At 75.3% G+C, this 18,142-nt stretch carries 16 protein-coding genes; 10 read left to right on the plus strand and 6 right to left on the minus strand.

Annotation, left to right across the window (positions count from 1 at the left end):
- Positions 1-29: 29 nt before the first annotated feature.
- The 5 genes from SJY06_RS10865 to SJY06_RS10885 all read left to right on the plus strand — a co-directional run bounded on the left by SJY06_RS10865 (position 30) and on the right by SJY06_RS10885 (position 4,240).
- Complete coding sequence (locus SJY06_RS10865) at positions 30-755, plus strand: ABC transporter ATP-binding protein (protein ID WP_380167424.1); 726 nt, start codon at positions 30-32, stop codon at positions 753-755.
- Positions 755-1,471, plus strand: a complete 717-nt coding sequence (locus SJY06_RS10870; RefSeq protein WP_380167426.1) for an ABC transporter permease — start codon at positions 755-757, stop codon at positions 1,469-1,471. Before SJY06_RS10865 ends, SJY06_RS10870 begins: the two co-directional genes overlap by 1 nt.
- Positions 1,472-1,539: 68 nt before the next feature.
- Positions 1,540-2,355 (plus strand): biotin--[acetyl-CoA-carboxylase] ligase, encoded by an 816-nt coding sequence (locus tag SJY06_RS10875; RefSeq protein ID WP_380167428.1) that lies wholly within the window; start codon positions 1,540-1,542, stop codon positions 2,353-2,355.
- Positions 2,352-3,341, plus strand: a complete 990-nt coding sequence (locus tag SJY06_RS10880; protein WP_380167430.1) for an adenylate/guanylate cyclase domain-containing protein — start codon at positions 2,352-2,354, stop codon at positions 3,339-3,341. The genes SJY06_RS10875 and SJY06_RS10880 overlap by 4 nt, the downstream gene beginning before the upstream one ends.
- 80 nt (positions 3,342-3,421) lie before the next feature.
- Positions 3,422-4,240 (plus strand): enoyl-CoA hydratase/isomerase family protein, encoded by an 819-nt coding sequence (locus SJY06_RS10885; protein ID WP_380167432.1) that lies wholly within the window; start codon positions 3,422-3,424, stop codon positions 4,238-4,240.
- Here SJY06_RS10885 and SJY06_RS10890 read toward each other — a convergent pair.
- Positions 4,207-4,773, minus strand: a complete 567-nt coding sequence (locus tag SJY06_RS10890) for a GtrA family protein (protein ID WP_380167434.1) — start codon at positions 4,771-4,773, stop codon at positions 4,207-4,209. The two genes, SJY06_RS10885 and SJY06_RS10890, sit on opposite strands and share 34 nt — an antisense overlap.
- Before the next feature lie 63 nt (positions 4,774-4,836).
- Here SJY06_RS10890 and SJY06_RS10895 point away from each other — a divergent pair, with 63 nt between their 5' ends.
- Together SJY06_RS10895 and purE are read left to right on the plus strand one after the other, a co-directional pair.
- Positions 4,837-6,054, plus strand: coding sequence for a 5-(carboxyamino)imidazole ribonucleotide synthase (locus SJY06_RS10895; RefSeq protein WP_380167436.1), 1,218 nt, complete (start codon positions 4,837-4,839; stop codon positions 6,052-6,054).
- Complete coding sequence (gene purE, locus SJY06_RS10900) at positions 6,051-6,581, plus strand: 5-(carboxyamino)imidazole ribonucleotide mutase (RefSeq protein ID WP_380167438.1); 531 nt, start codon at positions 6,051-6,053, stop codon at positions 6,579-6,581. The genes SJY06_RS10895 and purE overlap by 4 nt, the downstream gene beginning before the upstream one ends.
- Before the next feature lie 15 nt (positions 6,582-6,596).
- Here the strand turns inward: purE and SJY06_RS10905 are convergent, their stop codons facing one another.
- Together SJY06_RS10905 and SJY06_RS10910 are read right to left on the minus strand one after the other, a co-directional pair.
- Positions 6,597-7,916: an LCP family protein gene (locus SJY06_RS10905; protein WP_380167440.1), complete on the minus strand. Its 1,320-nt coding sequence runs from the start codon at positions 7,914-7,916 to the stop codon at positions 6,597-6,599.
- A gap of 73 nt (positions 7,917-7,989) precedes the next feature.
- Positions 7,990-9,330: a UDP-glucose dehydrogenase family protein gene (locus SJY06_RS10910; protein ID WP_380167442.1), complete on the minus strand. Its 1,341-nt coding sequence runs from the start codon at positions 9,328-9,330 to the stop codon at positions 7,990-7,992.
- A gap of 162 nt (positions 9,331-9,492) precedes the next feature.
- On the opposite strand from SJY06_RS10910, the gene SJY06_RS10915 reads away from it, so the two are divergent.
- From SJY06_RS10915 to SJY06_RS10925, 3 genes are all read left to right on the plus strand, one after another.
- On the plus strand, positions 9,493-10,641 hold the full coding sequence (locus SJY06_RS10915; protein ID WP_380167444.1) for an acyl-CoA dehydrogenase family protein: 1,149 nt from the start codon (positions 9,493-9,495) through the stop codon (positions 10,639-10,641).
- Positions 10,642-10,841: 200 nt separating this feature from the next.
- On the plus strand, positions 10,842-13,073 hold the full coding sequence (locus SJY06_RS10920; protein WP_380167446.1) for an N-acetylmuramoyl-L-alanine amidase: 2,232 nt from the start codon (positions 10,842-10,844) through the stop codon (positions 13,071-13,073).
- A 23-nt stretch (positions 13,074-13,096) separates the two neighbouring features.
- Positions 13,097-15,199 (plus strand): SpoIID/LytB domain-containing protein, encoded by a 2,103-nt coding sequence (locus tag SJY06_RS10925; protein WP_380167448.1) that lies wholly within the window; start codon positions 13,097-13,099, stop codon positions 15,197-15,199.
- A gap of 49 nt (positions 15,200-15,248) precedes the next feature.
- On the opposite strand, the gene rfbA is transcribed toward SJY06_RS10925, so the two are convergent.
- Genes rfbA through rffA form a run of 3 tightly spaced genes read right to left on the minus strand, consistent with a single transcriptional unit; the run spans position 15,249 to position 18,138 of the window.
- Complete coding sequence (gene rfbA, locus SJY06_RS10930; RefSeq protein ID WP_380167450.1) at positions 15,249-16,124, minus strand: glucose-1-phosphate thymidylyltransferase RfbA; 876 nt, start codon at positions 16,122-16,124, stop codon at positions 15,249-15,251.
- 11 nt (positions 16,125-16,135) lie between these two features.
- The gene (locus SJY06_RS10935; protein WP_380167452.1) at positions 16,136-16,975 is read right to left on the minus strand and encodes a GNAT family N-acetyltransferase; all 840 of its coding nucleotides are present in this window, start codon (positions 16,973-16,975) and stop codon (positions 16,136-16,138) included.
- On the minus strand, positions 16,972-18,138 hold the full coding sequence (gene rffA / locus SJY06_RS10940) for a dTDP-4-amino-4,6-dideoxygalactose transaminase (protein ID WP_380167454.1): 1,167 nt from the start codon (positions 18,136-18,138) through the stop codon (positions 16,972-16,974). The genes SJY06_RS10935 and rffA overlap by 4 nt, the downstream gene beginning before the upstream one ends.
- Positions 18,139-18,142: the final 4 nt, after the last annotated feature.

The raw sequence follows: 18,142 nt of genomic DNA on the forward strand, positions 1-18,142 counted from the left end.
GGCAGCCTCACCAGGTCGATATTCATCACATGGTGAATGACTGGGCGGTGGAGGTGGCCGACCTCGGCGTCGAACGCGGTGGGGCCCGGGTGCTGGACGCGGTGTCGCTGCGGGTGCCGGCCGGGTCGGTCGTGGGGCTGCTGGGGCCGAGCGGGTGCGGCAAGACCACGCTCATGCGGGCCGTGGTCGGGGTGCAGCAGCGGGTCACGGGCACGCTGCGCGTCCTGGGCCGACCGGCCGGTGACCCGGAGCTGCGGCGCCGCGTCGGCTACGTCACGCAGGGGGCCAGCGTTTACCCCGACCTGACGGTGCGGCAGAACCTGCTGTACGCGGCCGCGGTCGCCGGGCTCGACCGGCGTCGGGCGGCCACGGCGGTGGAGCGCACCCTGGCGGAGGTCGACCTGCAGGCGCAGGCCGGCTCGCTCACCGCGCGGCTTTCCGGGGGCCAGCGCTCCCGGGTCGGGCTGGGCGCGGCGCTGCTGCCCGGCCCGGAGCTGCTGGTCCTCGACGAGCCCACCGTCGGCCTCGACCCCGTCCTGCGGCGTGAGCTGTGGCAGCTGTTCCACCGGCTGGCCGCGGCCGGCACCACGCTGCTGGTCTCCAGCCACGTCATGGACGAGGCCGACCGGTGCGACGACCTGGTCCTGCTGCGGGCGGGGCGGGTCGTCGCGCAGGACAGCCCCGCCGGGCTGCGGGAACGCACGGGCGCGGCCGACGTCGAGACGGCGTTCCTGGCCCTGGTCGGGGCGCTCTGATGCGCGCCACGGCGGTGCGGGTGCTGCGCCAGGTGCGCCACGACCCGCGCACGGTGGGGCTGGTGGTCGTCGTCCCGGCGGCCCTGGTGGCCCTGATGGCCTGGGTCTACTCCGGGACACCCGTGTTCGACCGGGTCGGTGCACCGATGCTCGCGCTCTTCCCGTTCACGGTGATGTTCCTGGTGACGAGCCTGACCACGCTGCGCGAGCGGCAGAGCGGCACGCTGGAGCGGCTGCTGACCACGCCGCTGAGCCGGGGCGCGCTCATCGGCGGATACGCGCTCGCCTTCGGCCTGCTCGCCGCCGTGCAGGCCGCGGCCGCTACCGCGGTGGCCCTGGCCGTGGGGCTCGACGTCGAGGGGTCGCTGCCGGCACTGCTCGGCGTGGCCGTGCTGGTCGCGGTGCTCGGCACCGCGCTGGGCCTGCTGGCCAGCGCTTTCGCCACCACCGAGCTGCAGGCGGTGCAGTTCATGCCGGCGTTCGTGCTGCCGCAGCTGCTGCTCTGCGGCCTGCTGCGGCCGCGGGAGGACCTGCCGACCGGGCTGCGCGAGCTGTCCTCGCTGCTGCCGCTGAGCCACGCCGTGGACGCGGTCACCACCCTGACGGCCGCCGGGGCGAGCGCGGCCCAGACGCTCGGCCCGGTCGCCGTGGTGCTCGGGTTCACCGTGGCGGCGCTCGCGGGCGGGTCGCTCACCCTGCGCCGCCGCACGCCCTGAACGACGGCCCGCGACCGGTCGACCCGTGGGCCGGCCGGAGCAGCGGAGGCGGCCGGTAGCGTGCCGCCATGGGCTGGCCGGTGCAGGTGGTGGACTCCACCGGCTCGACCAACGCCGACCTCGTGGCCCGCGCCGCGGCGGGGGAGCAGGGGCCCACGGTCCTGGTGGCCCGGGCGCAGACCGCCGGGCGCGGCCGGCTGGGCCGCTCCTGGCAGAGCCCGCCGGGGGCGTCGCTGGCGATGTCGGTGCTGTGGCGACCGGTGCCGCCCCGGACCGCGTGGACCTGGCTGCCCATGGTCGTCGGCCTCGGCGTGCTGGACGCGCTGGCGCAGCTGGGCGTGGACGCCGCCCGGCTCAAGTGGCCCAACGACGTGGTCGTGCCGGTCAGTCCCGGCCCTGACGACCCCGCGACCGGCCCCGGCGAGGGCACCCCCGACGGGGCCCTCACCGGCCTGGCCAAGCTCGCCGGCATCCTGCTGGAGGTCGCCCCGGGCCCGGCAGGACCCCAGGCGGTGGCCGGGGTCGGCGTCAACCTGCGTCCGGCCGCGACCGGTCCGGGCGTGCGGGCCGCGGCGCTCACGGACCTGCTGCCGGGTCGCCGGGACGGGGACGGTCCGGACCTCGATGCCGTGGCGCCCGTGCTGGCCGGGGCCCTACGGGGACGACTCGATCGCTGGGACCGGGCGGCGGACGCGGACGCGGGCCGGCTGCGGCAGGAGTACCGCGAGGCCTGCTCGACGCTGGGTCGTCGGGTGCGGGTGACGACCCCGTCCGGGGACGTCACGGGCGAGGCGGTCGACGTGGCCGAGGACGGCGCCCTGGTGCTGCGCGGGCCGGTGGGCCCGGTCCGGGTGTCGGCGGGCGACGTGGAGCACGTCCGGTGACGGCGGCCGGCCCCGACGGGCTGCCGCCGAGCAGCCCGTTCGACCCCGCGCCCGCCGCGGGACGGCTCACCCCGCGCGAGGCCGCCCGGGCGGCCGGGGTGTCGCAGCTGAGCGCGCGCAAGCTGTTCCGGGCCCTGGGCTACGCGGACTCCGAGGACCTGCCGGCGGTCGGCGACGCCGAGCTGCAGGCCCTGCGGCTGGCCTCGGGCCTGGTGCGCGACGGCGTGCTCGACGAGCAGACCGTCCTGGACCTGAGCCGGGCCGTGGGCCGGTCGATGGACCGGCTCGCCACCTGGCAGGTGGAGACGGTCGCCGAGCGCGTCGCCGGCGACCGGGCCGCCACGGTGGACCTGCTGCGGCGCGCGGCGCCGAACCTGGAGGCCCTGGTGGTCCTCGTCTGGCGCCGGCTGCTGGACGACGCCGTGGACCGGGTGCTCGTGCCCGCCGGCGAGGTGTTCGAGCGGGCGGTGGGCTTCGCCGACGTGGTCGGCTGGACCCAGGTGGTGCAGAGCCTGGACGAGCCCGAGCTCGCCGACCTGGTGCGACGCTTCGGCGACGTGGCCGGGGACGCGGTGGCCGACCACGGCGGGCGCATCATCAAGACCGTCGGCGACGAGGTGATGTTCTCCGCCCGCAGCCCGGCCGACGCGGCCCTGACCGCGTTGGACCTGACCACGGCCTTCGCCGACGACGCGCTGGTGCCCGGCGTCCGGGTCGGCTTCGCCCACGGCCAGGTGGTGGCACGGCTCGGGGACCTGTTCGGCACCACCGTCAACCTGGCCGCACGCGTGTCACGGCTGGCGGGTGCCGGCGAGGTGCTCACCGACGCCTCGACCGCTGCGTTCCTGACGGGGACGGAGGGCCTGCGGCTGCGCACGCTGGGCACCCGGCCCGTCCGCGGCGTCGGCACCGTCCCGCTGGTCGCGGTCGAGTCCTCCACCCGGCGCGAGGGCGGCACCGGGTACGCACCGGGCGAGCACGGCTGACCGGGCCCCGGAAGCACCAGCACCGGCACCAGAGGATGGGAACGACCCGCAGGAGCACGGTCGGGACGACCGACGAGCAGATGGAGGCAGCAGTGAACGAGCAGTGGGTCCGGTGCGTCGACGAGGACGCGGACGGGCACGTGGTGTCCCTGGTCCTGGACCGGCCGGAGGCGCGCAACGCCATCTCGAGGGCGCTCGCGCAGCAGGTCGCGACCGCGACCGCCGAGCTGGCCGTCCGGCCGGGGCTGCGGGCCGTGGTGCTGCGTTCCAGCCGGTCGGACGCCTTCTGCGTCGGGGCCGACCTGAAGGAGCGGGCCGGGGCCGGCACCGAGGACCTGCTGCAGGCCCGGGCCACCAACCGCGCCTGCTACCGCGGCGTGCTGGACCTGCCCGTGCCCGTGGTGGCGGCCGTCGCGGGCTACGCGCTGGGCGGCGGCTGCGAGCTGGCGCTGTCGTGCGACCTGCTCGTCGGCGACGCGACGGCCGTCGTCGGCCTGCCCGAGGTCGGCGTCGGCCTGCTCCCGGGCGGCGGGGGCACCCAGCTGGCCACCCGCCGGCTGGGTTCGGGCCGCGCGGCCGACCTGGTGCTCACGGGCCGTCGGGTCGAGGCCGAGGAGGCCTACCGGATGGGGCTGCTGGACCGGCTGGTCGCGGCGGGCACCGCCACCGAGGCGGCGCTGGAGCTGGCGCGCACGGTCGCGCAGCGCTCACCCTCGGCCGTCCGCGAGGCCAAGGCGGCCATGCGGGCGGGCTGGTCGCTGCCGCTGGCGGACGCGCTGGAGGTCGAGGACGCGGCCTGGCGGCGGGTGGTCGCCGGTCCCGACCGGGCCGAGGGGATCGCTGCGTTCGTGGCCAAGCGGCCGCCTCAGTGGCGCGACGCCGGCTCCGCGTCGTTCTGAGACCCGTCGGTCCGGGCGTCGGCGGGGCCGTCGCCGGGGTGGGGGTGGGCGACACCCTCGTTGAACACGTAGGTGCGGTACATGACGAAGCGGAAGATCGTGCCGAGCGCCAGCCCGACGACGTTCGCAGCGATGTTGTCGGCGACCGCCGACTCCAGGCCCAGCACGTAGCGCGAGACCCCGAGGGGCACCAGGGCCAGCGCCAGCCCGCCCACGTTGACCACCGCGAACAGCACCAGCTCGCGCGGCACGGCCGAGCGCCGGCGGCGGCGGAACGTCCAGTAGCGGTTGCCCAGCCAGGCCACCAGCGTGGCCACGGCGACCGAGATCACCTTGGCCGTCAGCGGCTTCTCCTCCAGCACGGGCGACTCGCCCACGTGCAGCAGCAGGTTGAACAGGCCCGTGTCGACGACGAACGCGACCGCGCCGACCACGCCGAACTTGAGCGCCTCGCGCACGACGAGGGCCATGAGGTCACGGAGCCGGCCGACGAGGCCGCGCCGGGGCCCGGGGGCCGGGGTGCTGGGGGTCACGGACTGCTCCTGGGAGGACGACGGGCTGAGGCGAACGGTACGGCACGGCGATATGGTGCGGATGTGTCCGCACTCGGCTTCCCCACGGTCGGCGTCGTCGGAGGCGGGCAGCTCGCCCGGATGATGGCACCCCCCGCGGTCGGGCTGGGGGTGAGGCTGCTCGTGCTGGCGGCCGACCCCGACGACAGCGCGTGCGCCGTGGCCCCGAGCCGCCCCGGCCGCCACGACGACCTGACCGCGCTGCTGGACCTGGCGGGCGCGTCCGACGTCGTCACCTTCGACCACGAGCACGTCCCGCAGGAGGCCCTGCAGCGGATGGTGGCCGACGGGGCCGTGGTCCGGCCCGCACCGGCGGCCCTGCGGCACGCGCAGGACAAGCTGCACATGCGCCGGGCGCTGACCGACCTGGGCCTGCCCGTGCCCGCCTGGGCGGAGGTCCACGACGTCGCGGCGCTGCGCGCGTTCGCCGCCGAGCACGGCGGGCGGGCGGTGCTCAAGACCCCCCGCGGTGGCTACGACGGCAAGGGCGTCCTGGTCGTCGGCAGCGGCAGCGGCAGCACCAGCAGTGACGGCGACGGCGCCGACGAAGGGGTCGAGGACCGCTGGGCGACCGCGGCGGCCTGGTTCGACCGCGCCGGCGGGACGCCGCTGCTGGCCGAGGAGCTGGTCCCGTTCGTCCGCGAGCTGGCGGTGCTGGTGGCCCGCAGCCCGTCCGGCCAGGTCGCGCTGTGGCCGGTGGCCCAGACGCTGCAGGTGGACGGGGTCTGCCGTGAGGTGGTCGCCCCCGCGCCCGGGCTGGACGAGGACCTGGCCGGCGCGGCCGCGACGACGGCCGCGACCATCGCCGGGGCGCTGGACGTCACGGGCGTGATGGCCGTGGAGGGCTTCGAGGTGGCCGTACCGGGCGGCACGCCCCGGTTCGTGGTCAACGAGCTGGCCATGCGGCCGCACAACTCGGGGCACTGGACCATCGACGGCTCGACGACCAGCCAGTTCGAGCAGCACCTGCGGGCCGTGCTGGACCTGCCGCTGGGTGACGTCCGGGCCCGGGCGCCGTGGACGGTGATGGTCAACGTGCTGGGTGGGGACCACCCGGACCTGTACGCCTCGTACCTGCACGTCATGGCCCACGACCCCGGCGTCAAGGTCCACCTGTACGGCAAGGCGGTCCGGCCGGGTCGCAAGGTGGGCCACGTGACCGTCCACGGCGACGACCTGGACGACCTGCTGGAGCGCGCCCGGCACGCGGCGGGCTACATCTGCGGGACGATCACGTCATGAGCGACAGCACCCCCGTGGTCGGGCTGGTCATGGGGTCGGACTCCGACTGGCGCGTCATGTCGGCCGCCGCCGACGCCCTCACCGAGTTCGGGGTCGCCCACGAGGTCGACGTCGTCTCCGCCCACCGGATGCCGCACGACATGGTCGCCTGGGGGGCCGAGGCCGCCGGGCGCGGGCTGCGGGTCGTCGTGGCCGGCGCCGGGGGAGCGGCCCACCTGCCGGGCATGCTGGCCTCGGTCACCGCGCTGCCGGTGATCGGCGTCCCGGTCCCGCTGGCGCACCTGGACGGGCTGGACTCGCTGCTGTCGATCGTGCAGATGCCGGCCGGGGTGCCCGTGGCCACCGTCGGGGTCGGCGCGGCGCGCAACGCGGGCCTGCTGGCGGTCCGGGTGCTGGCGGCCGGCGAGGGCCCGGAGGCCGCCCGGCTCCGCCGCGCCCTGACCGAGCACGCCGAGGGGCTGCGGGCCACCGCGGTCGACAAGGGCACCCGGCTCCGGGAGCAGGTGCGGCGGGACCGCGAGGCCTGAGCGGCCCGCGTCGGGTCAGCCCTCGAGCTCGGCGGTCCAGGTGTCGACGAGGTCCGCGACCGCGGCCGTGTCGTCCTCGCGCAGGGCGGCCCACAGCTGCTCCGAGCGCTCCGCGTCCCACTCCACCGCCGAACCGACCGACGTCGACAGGTTGGGGTCGCTGACCGGCACGGTCAGCTGCACCCCGTCCGAGGCCGTCACCGCACGCATGGCCAGCAGGAACCGGACCAGGCCCGTGGGGCCCGAGCCCTCGTCGACCGTCAGGGCCTGACCGCCGGCCTCGGCCGCGGGGAAGGAGCGCCGCGGGTCGAGCAGGACCGCGGGGGAGGCCGTGCGCTCGACGATGGCGCCGAGCAGCTGCCGCTGCCGCTGGACCCGGGCCAGGTCACCCGTGGCGTCGGTCTTGCGGGTGCGCACCAGGCCCAGTGCGTCCTGGCCGTCGAGCACCTGGGGCCCCGCGGGCAGGTCGATGTCGGCGAAGGAGTCCTCGATGGCCTCCGGCAGGTCGACCTCGACGCCGCCCAGGGCGTCGACGATGGACGAGAAGCCTCCGAAGCCGGTCTCGACGTAGCCGTCCACCCCCAGGCCGGTCGCGGCCTCCACGGTGTCGACGAGCAGCTCGGGCCCGCCGATGGCGTAGGAGGCGTTGAACTTGTTCATGCCGCTGCCCGGCACCTCGACGTAGCTGTCGCGCGGCAGGCTGACCATGACGGTCGGCCCGCCGCCGGACGGCGTGTGCAGCAGCAGGATGGTGTCGGTGCGGCTGCCGGTGGTGTCCGTCGTGGTGCGGCCCTCGTCGTCGGTCTCCTCGGCGCGGGAGTCGCTGCCGACCAGCAGGAACGTCGTCCCCGGGGTGCCGCCCGCGGTGTCCAGGCCGGGGATCTTGCCCACGTTGCTCCAGGCGGTCCAGCCCAGCGCCAGCGGGTAGGCCACCAGCAGGGCCACGAGCACCAGCACCACCGCCAGGACCCCGCGGCCGCGGCGGCGCCGCCGGGCCGGGCGGGGACCGCCCGCGGTCGGGGACCCGCCGCGCCCGCGGGGCGGGCCCTGCTCGCCGCCGGAGCGCCCGCGCCCGGGGCCCGACGGCGCTCCCGCGCCGCGGCCGGGCGTGTACGAGTCCTCGGCGCTGGAGCGCGCGGCCGGCTGCGGCCGGGTCGCCGCCGGGGCGGGCCGCCGCATCACCCGGGTCTCGTCGACCGCCGGGGCGACCGGGGCCGCGTCGGCGGGGCGGCCGAGCCGCGGTGCCGCCGGGCGGCCGGTCAAGGGAGAGCGCAACGGCGCCGGGCGCCGCATCTGGCGCGTCGGGTCGTCGTCACGGTATGGCGAGTCGGGCACCAGGACACGGTAGAGCGCCCCGGCGGGTGCTGGGGCCGTCGGCCCGCGCGAGTCGCTCAGGCCGGACGGGCGCTCAGGCCCGGGGCCGGCCCATGGCGCGGTAGGTCCAGCCCGCCGCGCGCCAGGCCGCGGGGTCCAGCGCGTTGCGCCCGTCCAGGATGCGCCGGTTGCGGACCTGCCGGCCGGTCTCCTCCGGGTCCAGGGCCAGGAACTGCTCCCACTCGGTCAGCATCAGCACCACGTCGGCGCCCTCGATGGTCTCGGCGACGTCCTCGCCGAAGCGCAGGTCGGGCCAGGCGCGGCGGGCGTTGTCCATCGCCTCGGGGTCGAAGACGGTGACGTGCGCGCCCTGCAGCCGCAGCTGCGCCGACACGCTCAGCGCGGGGGAGTCGCGGATGTCGTCGCTGTTGGGCTTGAAGGCCGCGCCGAGCACCGCGACCCGGCGGCCGAGCAGCGAGCCCTCGCACACCTCGCGGGTCATCTCGACCATGCGCTGCCGACGACGCATGTTGATGTCGTCGACCTCGCGCAGGAACGTCAGGGCCTGGTCCGCGCCGAGCTCGCCCGCCCGGGCCATGAACGCCCGGATGTCCTTGGGCAGGCAGCCGCCGCCGAAGCCGACCCCGGCGTTGAGGAACTTGCGCCCGATCCGGGCGTCGTGGCCGATCGCGTCGGCCAGGGCGACCACGTCGGCGTCGACCTTCTCGCACACCTCGGCCATGGCGTTGATGAACGAGATCTTGGTGGCCAGGAACGAGTTCGCCGCGACCTTGACCAGCTCGGCCGTCGCGTAGTCCGTCGTGACCAGCGGCGTGCCGGTGCCCAGGGGGGTGGCGTACACCTCGTCCAGCAGCGCCTTGGCGGTCGCGCCGGCCTCGCCCTCGGGCAGGCCGTAGACGAAGCGGTCGGGGGTGAGCGTGTCCTTGACCGCGAAGCCCTCGCGCAGGAACTCCGGGTTCCAGGCCAGCACCGTGGTGACGTCCGCGGGGGCCAGCTCGGCCACCCGCTCGGCCAGCCGCGCCGCGGTGCCGACCGGGACCGTCGACTTGCCGACGACCAGGGCCGGGGCGTCCGCGGTGCCGGTGAGGTGCGGGGCGAGAGAGTCGACGGCGGCGTCGACGTAGCGCAGGTCCGCGGCGTACTCGCCCTTGCGCTGCGGGGTGCCGACGCACACGAAGTGGACCTGCGCGCCGGCCACCTCGGACATGTCCGTGGTGAAGCGCAGCCGCCCCGTCGGCATGACCTTGGCCAGCAGCTCGGGCAGCCCGGGCTCGTAGAACGGCGCCTTGCCGTCGCGCAGCAGCGCCACCTTGGCCTCGTCGACGTCGACCCCGACCACGTCGTGGCCGAGCTCGGCCATGCAGGCGGCGTGGACGGCGCCGAGGTAGCCACATCCGATCACAGAGATACGCACGAGCGAGGACGCTACCGTCCAGCCGGACCGGCGACGGCGCCCCGGGTGAGACCACGGTGAGACCACGCTGAGACGGACCTCACACGACCGGGCGACGGTCGGTCGGCGTCGGCGGGTTACCGACCGGTAACGACCGCGTGACCACGGCGTAGCATCCCGGGCGTGAGCAACGACGCCTTCGCCCTGACCGACGACCAGCGCGACCTCGTCGAGGCGGTCCGCGCGGTGGCCACCGACAAGATCGCCCCCTTCGCCGCCGAGGTGGACCGGGACGCCCGGTTCCCGCAGGAGGCCAACGACGCGCTGGTCGCGGCCGACTTCCACGCCCCGCACGTGCCCGAGCAGTACGACGGGGTCGGCGCGGGCGCGCTGGAGGTCTGCCTGGTCATCGAGGAGGTCGCCCGCGTGTGCGCCTCGAGCTCCCTGATCCCGGCCGTCAACAAGCTGGGCTCGATGCCCGTCCTGCTCGGCGGGTCCGACGACATCAAGGCCCGGTACCTGCCGCGCCTGGCCGCCGGCGAGGGCTTCAGCTACGGCCTGAGCGAGCGCGAGGCGGGCTCCGACACCGCGTCCATGCGCACCCGGGCCCGCCCCGACGGCGACGACTGGGTGCTGGACGGGCAGAAGTCCTGGATCACCAACGCCGGGGTCAGCGAGTTCTACACCGTCATGGCCGTCACCGACCCGGACGCCGGCAGCAAGGGCATCAGCGCGTTCGTCGTGGAGAAGGGCGACGAGGGTCTGACCTTCGGCGCCAAGGAGAAGAAGCTCGGGATCAAGGGCTCGCCGACCCGCGAGATGGTCTTCGAGCGCTGCCGGATCCCCGGTGACCGGATGGTCGGCGAGCCCGGTGAGGGCCTCAAGATCGCCCTGCGGACCCTGGACCACACCCGCATCACCATCGGCGCCCAGGCCGTCGGCATCGCCCAGGGGGCCTTGGACTACGCCCGCGACTACGTCAAGGAGCGCAAGCAGTTCGGTCGGGCCGTCGCGGAGTTCCAGGGGATCCAGTTCATGCTCGCCGACATGGCCATGCAGCTGGAGGCCGCCCGCCAGCTGGTCTACGTGGCCGCCGCCAGGAGCGAGCGCGGCGACGCCGACCTGACGTTCTTCGGTGCCGCGGCCAAGTGCTTCGCGTCCGACGTCGCGATGGCCGTCACCACCGACGCGGTGCAGCTGCTGGGCGGGGCGGGGTACGTCAGCGACCACCCGGTGGAGCGGATGATGCGCGACGCCAAGATCACCCAGATCTACGAGGGCACGAACCAGATCCAGCGGCTGGTGATGGGGCGCCAGGTCCTCAGGGGCTGAGCCACCGATGCCCCCCGGGCGCTCAAGCGGACGGCGGGAGGCGCCGACAGTAGGTCACGTAACGGGGTGGGCCGGTACCTGTACGTGACCGTGTGACCTGTGTGACGATTCGGACAATTGCCCCACCGCTCGCCCCCGTCGCCCAGGCCGCGCCGTATCTGCCGAGGATGTTCATGAGCTTTGCCCGACGTGCCGTAGCAGTGACCGCAACCGTCTCGATGGTGGGGGCGGGCCTGATGTTCGACGTCGTGACGCCGCCGGGGGTCGAGGCCACCCCGGTCGAGCCCGTGGTCCAGACCCTGGCGCTGACCGGCGCGGCCGCGGCCGTGGCCGGCCCGGCCGAGGGCGCGACCGCCCCGGTCGAGCCGACCGCCGACGCGTCCCCGGACGGGAAGCCGGCCGAGCCGGAGCCTGTCGCGTCGGTGCCGGTGGCGTCCACGCCCGCCGAGACGCCCGCCCAGGCCCCGGAGGACGAGGCCCCCGCGGACGTCCCGGCCGAGCAGGACGCGGCGGACGAGGCCCCGGCCGAGCCGTCCGTGGCGCCGTCCGCCCCCGGGCTGTTCGCGCCGCCGGCCGAGGGCCGGCTGCTGACCGACGTGGTCGAGGCCGACCAGGACTTCTCGATGGTCGGGGTGACCTGGGACGCCGACGCCGAGGCCGGCACCGACGTCCGCGTCGAGGTGCGGGTCCGGGAGGGCGACGGCTGGTCGGACTGGGTCCTGCTCGAGCTCAACGACGCCGGGCCCGACGACGGCACCGAGGAGGCCGCCCTGGCGGCCGACGTCATCAGCACCGAGCCGCTCGTGACCGACACCGCCGACGCCGTGCAGGTGCGGGTGCAGGCCGACGGCGAGGTCCCCGACGACCTCAGCGCCGTGGTCATCGACCCCGGCACCTCGCCCGCCGACGCCGTCGAGACCTCGGACGCGCCGCTGAGCGCGGCCGACGCGAGCATCGCCCGGCCCGCCGTGGTCACCCGCGCCCAGTGGGGCGCCGTGGAGTCCCAGCGCCGCTGCAACCCGTCGTACTCCTCCCGCGTGGTCGCGGCCGGGGTGCACCACACCGCCGGCAGCAACACCTACTCGGCGTCCCAGGGGGCCGCGGTGGTCCGGGGCATCTACGCCTACCACACGGGCAGCCTGGGCTGGTGCGACATCGGCTACAACTTCCTCGTCGACAAGTACGGCAAGGTCTACGAGGGCCGCTACGGCGGCATGGACCGTGCGGTCCGGGGCGCCCACAGCGGCGGCTTCAACGACCGGACCTTCGGGGTCGCGGCGCTGGGCAACTACCAGACCGCGTCGGCCCCGACCGCCATGGTCAGCGCCATCGGGCGCATCATCGGCTGGAAGCTGGGCGTGCACGGTGCGTCCGCGACGGCCAAGGTCACCCTGACCTCGGCCGGTGGCGGCACCTCCCGCTACCCGAGCGGCCGCTCCGTCACGCAGGACGCGATCTTCGCCCACAGCGACGTCGGCTACACCGCGTGCCCCGGCACCAACCTGCGCGCCCGGCTGGGCACCATCCGCTCCACGGCCGCGCTGTGGACGGTCGGTGACATGAAGGGCAACCTCGTCACGCCGGTGCGCTACCCCGGTGCCCCCCGCACCGACCTGCTGACCTACGACCGCGGCAACGGGGCGAGGTTCGTCTTCGGCCAGCGCGGCAACGCCCTGCTGGACCCCAAGACCCGGTCCACCTGGTCGAAGGGCTGGACCCACCTGGTCGAGGCCGAGGTCGACGGCTCCTCCGGCACCGAGGTCGTGGCCTACGACCGCAGCACCGGTCGGGTCGTCGTCCTGGACGTCCGGGCCGACGGCAGCACCCCGACCCTGCTGACGACCCAGTGGTCGGCGGGCTGGACCGACGTGGTCGCCGTCGAGACCGACGGGACGACCCGCTCCGAGCTGGTCGTCTACAACCGCTCCACCGGTCGCCAGCTCGTGATCGAGATCGACCTGGGCCGCAAGCTGACCCGGACGCTGACCCAGAGCCAGTGGTCGAGGAGCTGGACGCACCTGTCGGGCATGACCGTCGGGGGCAAGCCGGGGTCGGCCATGTCTGTCTACAACCGCTCCACCGGGCGCCACCTGGTGCTGGGCGTGTCCGGCAACCGCTTCTCCCGCACGCTGTCGGAGTCGGCGTTCTCGCCGGGCTGGGACGTCGTGCGGCCGCTCGAGGTCGACACGACCAGCCGCTCGGAGCTGCTGACCTACAAGAGCTCGAACGGGCGCATGGTGCTGTCGGACCTGGGCTCCACCGGGCGGACCTCCACCATGACCATCTCGTCCTGGTCACCGGGGTGGACGGACATTATGGTGGTGTCGGTCGACGGCACCGCCGGTGACGAGGTCCTGACCTACAACGCCTCCTCGGGGCGCATGGTCACCACCGACCTCGACAGGGCTGGTCGGCCGCGAACGATCGGTTGAGGGTGATGCTGACGATGGCCCGGATGGCTCGTCGCTCGTCCACCCGCTCGGTGCTGCTGGCCGTGGCCCTGGGCCTGGCCGCGGCCGGCCTCGTCGGTCCGGCCGCGGCGCCCGCCGCGGCAGCGACCACGGACGTCGTGCTCGAGGGCGGCGGCTGGGGGCACGGCCGGGGCATGAGCCAGTGGGGCGCCCAGGGGCGCGCGCTGGCCGGCCGCAGCGCCGCCGACACCCTGGCCTTCTACTATCCGGGGACGACGCAGGCCGTGCGGCCGCGTGCCGACATCCGGGTCCAGGTCGGGGTGGCGCTGAGCACGGCCGAGCTGGCCGTGTCGGGCGGGGCGCAGCTGCGCCACGTCACCTCCGGGGCCACCGCCGGCGTGTCCGGCGACGGCGTCCGGTTCGCGCGGACGAGCACCGGGCGGACGCAGGTGCAGGTCCGCTCGGGGTCCGGCTGGCAGGTACTCGACGTCGCGGGCTTCCCGGCGACCGGGGTGACCGGCTCGGTGCTGCTCACCTCGCCCCAGCAGCTCGGCCTGCGGCTGTCCGGGGGGGCGGTGCAGCGCTACCGCGGCTCGATGACCCTGGTGCCCGTGTCGGGCAACCGGCTCGACGTGGTGAACACCCTGCCCCGGGAGCAGTACCTCTACAGCGTGGTCGCCGCGGAGATGCCGTCCTGGTTCGAGCCGGCCGCCCTGCAGGCGCAGGCCGTGGCCGCCCGGTCCTACGCCTGGTCGAACTGCTCCGCAGGGGCCACGCACTTCGACGTGCGCCCCACCACGACCTGCCAGGTCTACCGCGGCACCTCGCTGACCTCCGCGGGTGGGTCGGTCACCGCGTACGAGAGCACCCGCGTGCGGGCGGCGGTCGACGCGACCGCCGAGCGGGTGCTGCAGGTGGGCACGACGGTGGTGCGGACGGAGTTCAGCTCGAGCAACGGCGGCTGGACCGCCGGCGGCGACGGTCCCTCCCGCGCCGACGACTTCGACGGGCGTGACCCGCGCAACGCCAACCACCGCTGGACGCAGACCGTCCCGGCCGCGACCGTCGAGCGGGCCTGGCCCCGGATCGGCGACCTGCGGTCGATGAGGGTGCTGCGCGACGAGGGCGCCGGTCCGTTCGGGGGGCGGGTCGCCGAGCTGCGCGTGGTGGGCTCGGCGGGCACCGTCGACGTCAGCGGCGAGCAGGCCCGGACGGCCCTCGGGCTCAAGAGCACCCTGTTCGACGTCCAGGGGGCGCGAGCCTCCGACGTGCTGACCTACGACCAGCAGACGGGTCGTCGGGTGGTCTCCCGGGTGCAGCCGGGGGGCGCCGCGACCTACCTGGCCGGGGGCACCTGGCCCCGCGGCCTGGACGACGTGGTCTCGGTCGACCTGCCCGACGGGCGGGACGGTGTGCTCACCTACGACCGGGGGACGGGCGCGGCCACCCTCAGCGCCGTCGGCGAGGCCGGCACCCCCAGCCAGCTGTGGACCGCCACCTGGTCACCCGGCTGGGACACCGTGATCGCGGTCGAGGGCGACGGCACGGCGGGCAGCGAGGTGCTGACCTACCGCTCCGGCACGGGGCGGGCCGTGCTGTCCGACCTGCCCACGGCCGGCTCGTCGTCGGCCACGCTGTGGCAGGCCTCGTGGTCACCCGGCTGGGACACCATCATCGCGGCCGAGGGCGACGGTGACGCGGGCTCGGAGGTGCTGACCTACCGCTCGGTCAGCGGGCGCGCGGTGCTGTCCGACCTGCCGGTCGGCGGCGGGTCCTCCAGCACGGTCTGGATGCGGTCCTGGTCGCCCGGCTGGCGCACGGTGGCCGCGCTCGAGGGCGACGGCAGCCCCGGCAGCGAGGTCCTCACCTACCGGCCCGACACGGGGCGGGCCGTGCTGTCCGACCTGGAGACGGGCGGGTCGACGCGCACCCTGTGGCTGGCGGGCTGGTCGAAGGGCTGGGACCACGTGGTCCCGGTGGAGGCGGACGGCACGAACCTGGCCGAGGTCCTCACGTACGACGACCGGACCGGTCGCGCCGTGATCAGCGACCTGCCGGGGGCCGGTCAGTCGCCCGCCACGCTGTGGCTGGGGTCGTGGACCCCGGGCTGGGACAGCGTGGTCGACCTGCGGCCCACACGTCCCTGACCCACGCGGCCCTGACCCCGCGGACCTGACCCCGGCCCGCGGGCCGGGGTCAGGTCCGTCGCTCCTCGCGCAGCACCTGCAGCAGGTACTCGCCGTAGCCGCTCTTGGCCAGCGGCTCGGCGAGCGCCTCCAGCTCGGTGTCGGAGACCCAGCCCTCGCGCCAGGCGATCTCCTCGATGCAGCCGATCTTGTAGCCCTGCCGCGCCTCGACGACGTGGACGAACTCCGCCGCGTGGCGCAGGTCGGCGAACGTGCCGGTGTCCAGCCAGGCCGTGCCGCGGTCGAGCACCGTGACGCTCAGCGTGCCCCGGTCCAGGTAGGCCTGGTTGACGGCGGTGATCTCCAGCTCGCCCCGGGCGCTGGGCCGGACCTGGGACGCGATCTCGACGACGTCGTTGTCGTAGAAGTACAGACCCGGGACCGCGAAGCTGGTGGCCGGCTGCTCGGGCTTCTCCACGATGGAGCGCACCGTGCCGTCGGGCGAGAAGTCGACCACGGCGTAGGCCCGCGGGTCCTTGGCGTGGTAGGCGAAGACGTGCCCGCCCTCGACGTCGGTGCGCGACTTCAGCGCCCCGCCCAGGCCGCTGCCGTAGAAGATGTTGTCGCCGAGGATGAGCGCGACCTTCTCGCCGCCGATGAACTCCCGGCCGATGAGGAACGCCTGGGCCAGGCCCTCGGGGGCGGGCTGGGCCGCGTAGCTGATCGAGATGCCCAGCCGCGACCCGTCACCGAGCAGGTTGCGGAACTGCGCCTGCTCGTGGGGGGTGGTGATGACCAGGACCTCGCGGATGCCGGCCAGCATGAGCGTCGACAGCGGGTAGTAGATCATCGGCTTGTCGTAGACGGGCATCAGCTGCTTGCTCGCGGCCAGCGTCGCCGGGTAGAGCCTGCTGCCGGTCCCCCCGGCCAGGATGATCCCTCGCATGGTCGGCGAGCCTACCGGCGCGCGGGCAGCAGGCCCGGTGCCACGCAGTGGACCGTCTCCACCGCGGCGAACGGCTCGAAGCCGGCCCGGGCCCAGGCCCGCTGCACCCGGGTGTTGTGCGCCTGCGTGGAGATCACCACCCGCCCGAGGCCGGCGTCCACCGCCCGGTCGAGCACGCCCTGCAGCAGGTGCCCGTACAGGCCCTGGCCCTGCGAGCCGGGCACCAGCCCGGCCAGCAGGATCTCCAGGTGCTCGCCCGGGCGCCCGTCGGTCGAGGGGGCCGAACCCCGGCTGGTGGTCGCGAGACCCGCCACGCGGCCCGCGTGGCGCAGCAGGTGCACGTCGTCGCCGCCCTGGGCCACGGAGGCCTGCGCCCACTCCACGTACCCGGCCAGGGCCAGGTCGTCGGGCATCAGGGGGTCGACGCTGTAGTGGTTGCCGTAACCGGTGAACGACGCGGTCACGACGGCCTCGACCGTGCCGGGCAGGTCGGCGGCCGTGGCCGGGTCCAGCTGCGAGCCGGCGAGCACCTCGACGTCCTCGCGCGCAGCCGGGCCCGGGGCCCCTCGCCCGGCCACGTGCTCCCAGTAGACGAGCGTCCCGGCGGGCAGGGCCGTCCGCGGCCCCGTGGCCACGGCGGCGGCCAGGTCGGCCGCGTCGGCGGGCAGGCGCACCACGACCACGTCGGCCTCCGACGCGTCCAGCAGCGCCGCCACGTCCTCGGCCCGCCCGGGCCCGGCCGGAGCGGCCACCCCCACGGTGAGCCGTTCCACCGTCAGGCCGAACCGGGCGGACTCGGCCGGGCTGGCGGACAGGGTGGTCCCCCCGCCCGCGAGCCCCTCCCAGCTCACGTCAGGACGGCCCGGGCGGGCACCGCGGCGACCGTCCGGTAGGAGGTGACCAGGTCGACCACGCGCTGCACGTCCGCCTCCGTCATTCCGGGGTGCAGCGGCAGGCGGACCAGCGTCTCGGCGGCACGGTCGGTGACCGGACAGCCCGCGGCACCGGTGCGGCCCAGCGCGCGGCCGGCCGGCGAGGAGTGCAGCGGCTGGTAGTGGAAGGTCGCCGTGACGCCGTCGGCCTTGAGCGCCGAGATGAGCCCGCCCTGGTCCTCGTGGCTGGGCATCTGCAGGTAGAACAGGTGGGCCGGGTGCTTGACGCCGTCGGGCACGTGCATGAGCCGGACGCCGTTGTCGGCGGCCCAGCCCGGCAGCGCCTCGGCGTAGCCGTCCCAGACCCGGTGGCGCAGCGCCTGGATGCTGTCGAAGGCGTCCAGCTGGGCCAGCAGGAGCGCGGCCTGCAGCTCGCTCGGCAGGTAGCTGGAGCCGACGTCGACCCAGGTGTACTTGTCCACCTGACCACGCAGGAACTTGACCCGGTTGGTGCCCTTCTCGCGGATGATCTCCGCCCGCTCGGCGAACCGCTCGTCGTTGACCAGCAGGGCGCCGCCCTCGCCGCACTGGACGTTCTTGGTGTCGTGGAAGCTCTGCGCGGCCAGCGGGGCGAGGCTGCCGAGCAGCCGCCCGTCGACGCTGGCGCCCAGCCCGTGGGCGTTGTCCTCCACCACGACCACGTCGTCCCCGGCCGCGGCCCGGACGGCGGGCACGTCGACCGCCACGCCGCCGTAGTGCACGACGTACACCGCCCGGGTCCGGTCGGTGACGGCGGCGGCGACCTGCGCCGGGTCGACGTTGAGCGTCAGCGGGTCGACGTCGACGAACACCGGGGTCGCGCCCCGGATCGCCACGGCGGCGGCGGTGGAGGAGAACGTGAAGCTGGGCACGACGACCTCGTCGCCCGGCTGCAGGTCCAGCAGCAGGCCGGCCAGCTCCAGGGCGTGCGTGCAGGACGAGGTCAGCAGCGCCTTGCCCGTGCCGGTCAGGTCCCGCAGCCGCTGCGAGGCGGCGGCGGTGAAGGGGCCGTCCCCGTGCAGGTGCCCCGAGGCGAGCGCCCGGGTGAGGTTGTCCAGCTCGCCGGGAGCGGACCAGGGCTTGCTGAACCTTATGTCGGACATGTTG

It is taken from the genome of Jannaschia sp. R86511 (assembly GCF_042466345.1).
GTDB lineage: Bacteria > Actinomycetota > Actinomycetes > Actinomycetales > JBBAYJ01 > Aquipuribacter.

Bases quoted from the DNA above. Each gene is read 5' to 3' on its own strand.
- SJY06_RS10885 (WP_380167432.1), top strand. From the start codon at position 3,422: ATGGAGGCAGCAGTGAACGAGCAGTGGGTCCGGTGCGTCGACGAGGAC.
- purE (WP_380167438.1), top strand. From the start codon at position 6,051: ATGAGCGACAGCACCCCCGTGGTCGGGCTGGTCATGGGGTCGGACTCC.
- SJY06_RS10925 (WP_380167448.1), top strand. From the start codon at position 13,097: ATGGCTCGTCGCTCGTCCACCCGCTCGGTGCTGCTGGCCGTGGCCCTG.
- SJY06_RS10875 (WP_380167428.1), top strand. From the start codon at position 1,540: ATGGGCTGGCCGGTGCAGGTGGTGGACTCCACCGGCTCGACCAACGCC.
- SJY06_RS10865 (WP_380167424.1), top strand. From the start codon at position 30: ATGGTGAATGACTGGGCGGTGGAGGTGGCCGACCTCGGCGTCGAACGC.
- rfbA (WP_380167450.1), bottom strand. From the start codon at position 16,124: ATGCGAGGGATCATCCTGGCCGGGGGGACCGGCAGCAGGCTCTACCCG.
- SJY06_RS10870 (WP_380167426.1), top strand. From the start codon at position 755: ATGCGCGCCACGGCGGTGCGGGTGCTGCGCCAGGTGCGCCACGACCCG.
- rffA (WP_380167454.1), bottom strand. From the start codon at position 18,138: ATGTCCGACATAAGGTTCAGCAAGCCCTGGTCCGCTCCCGGCGAGCTG.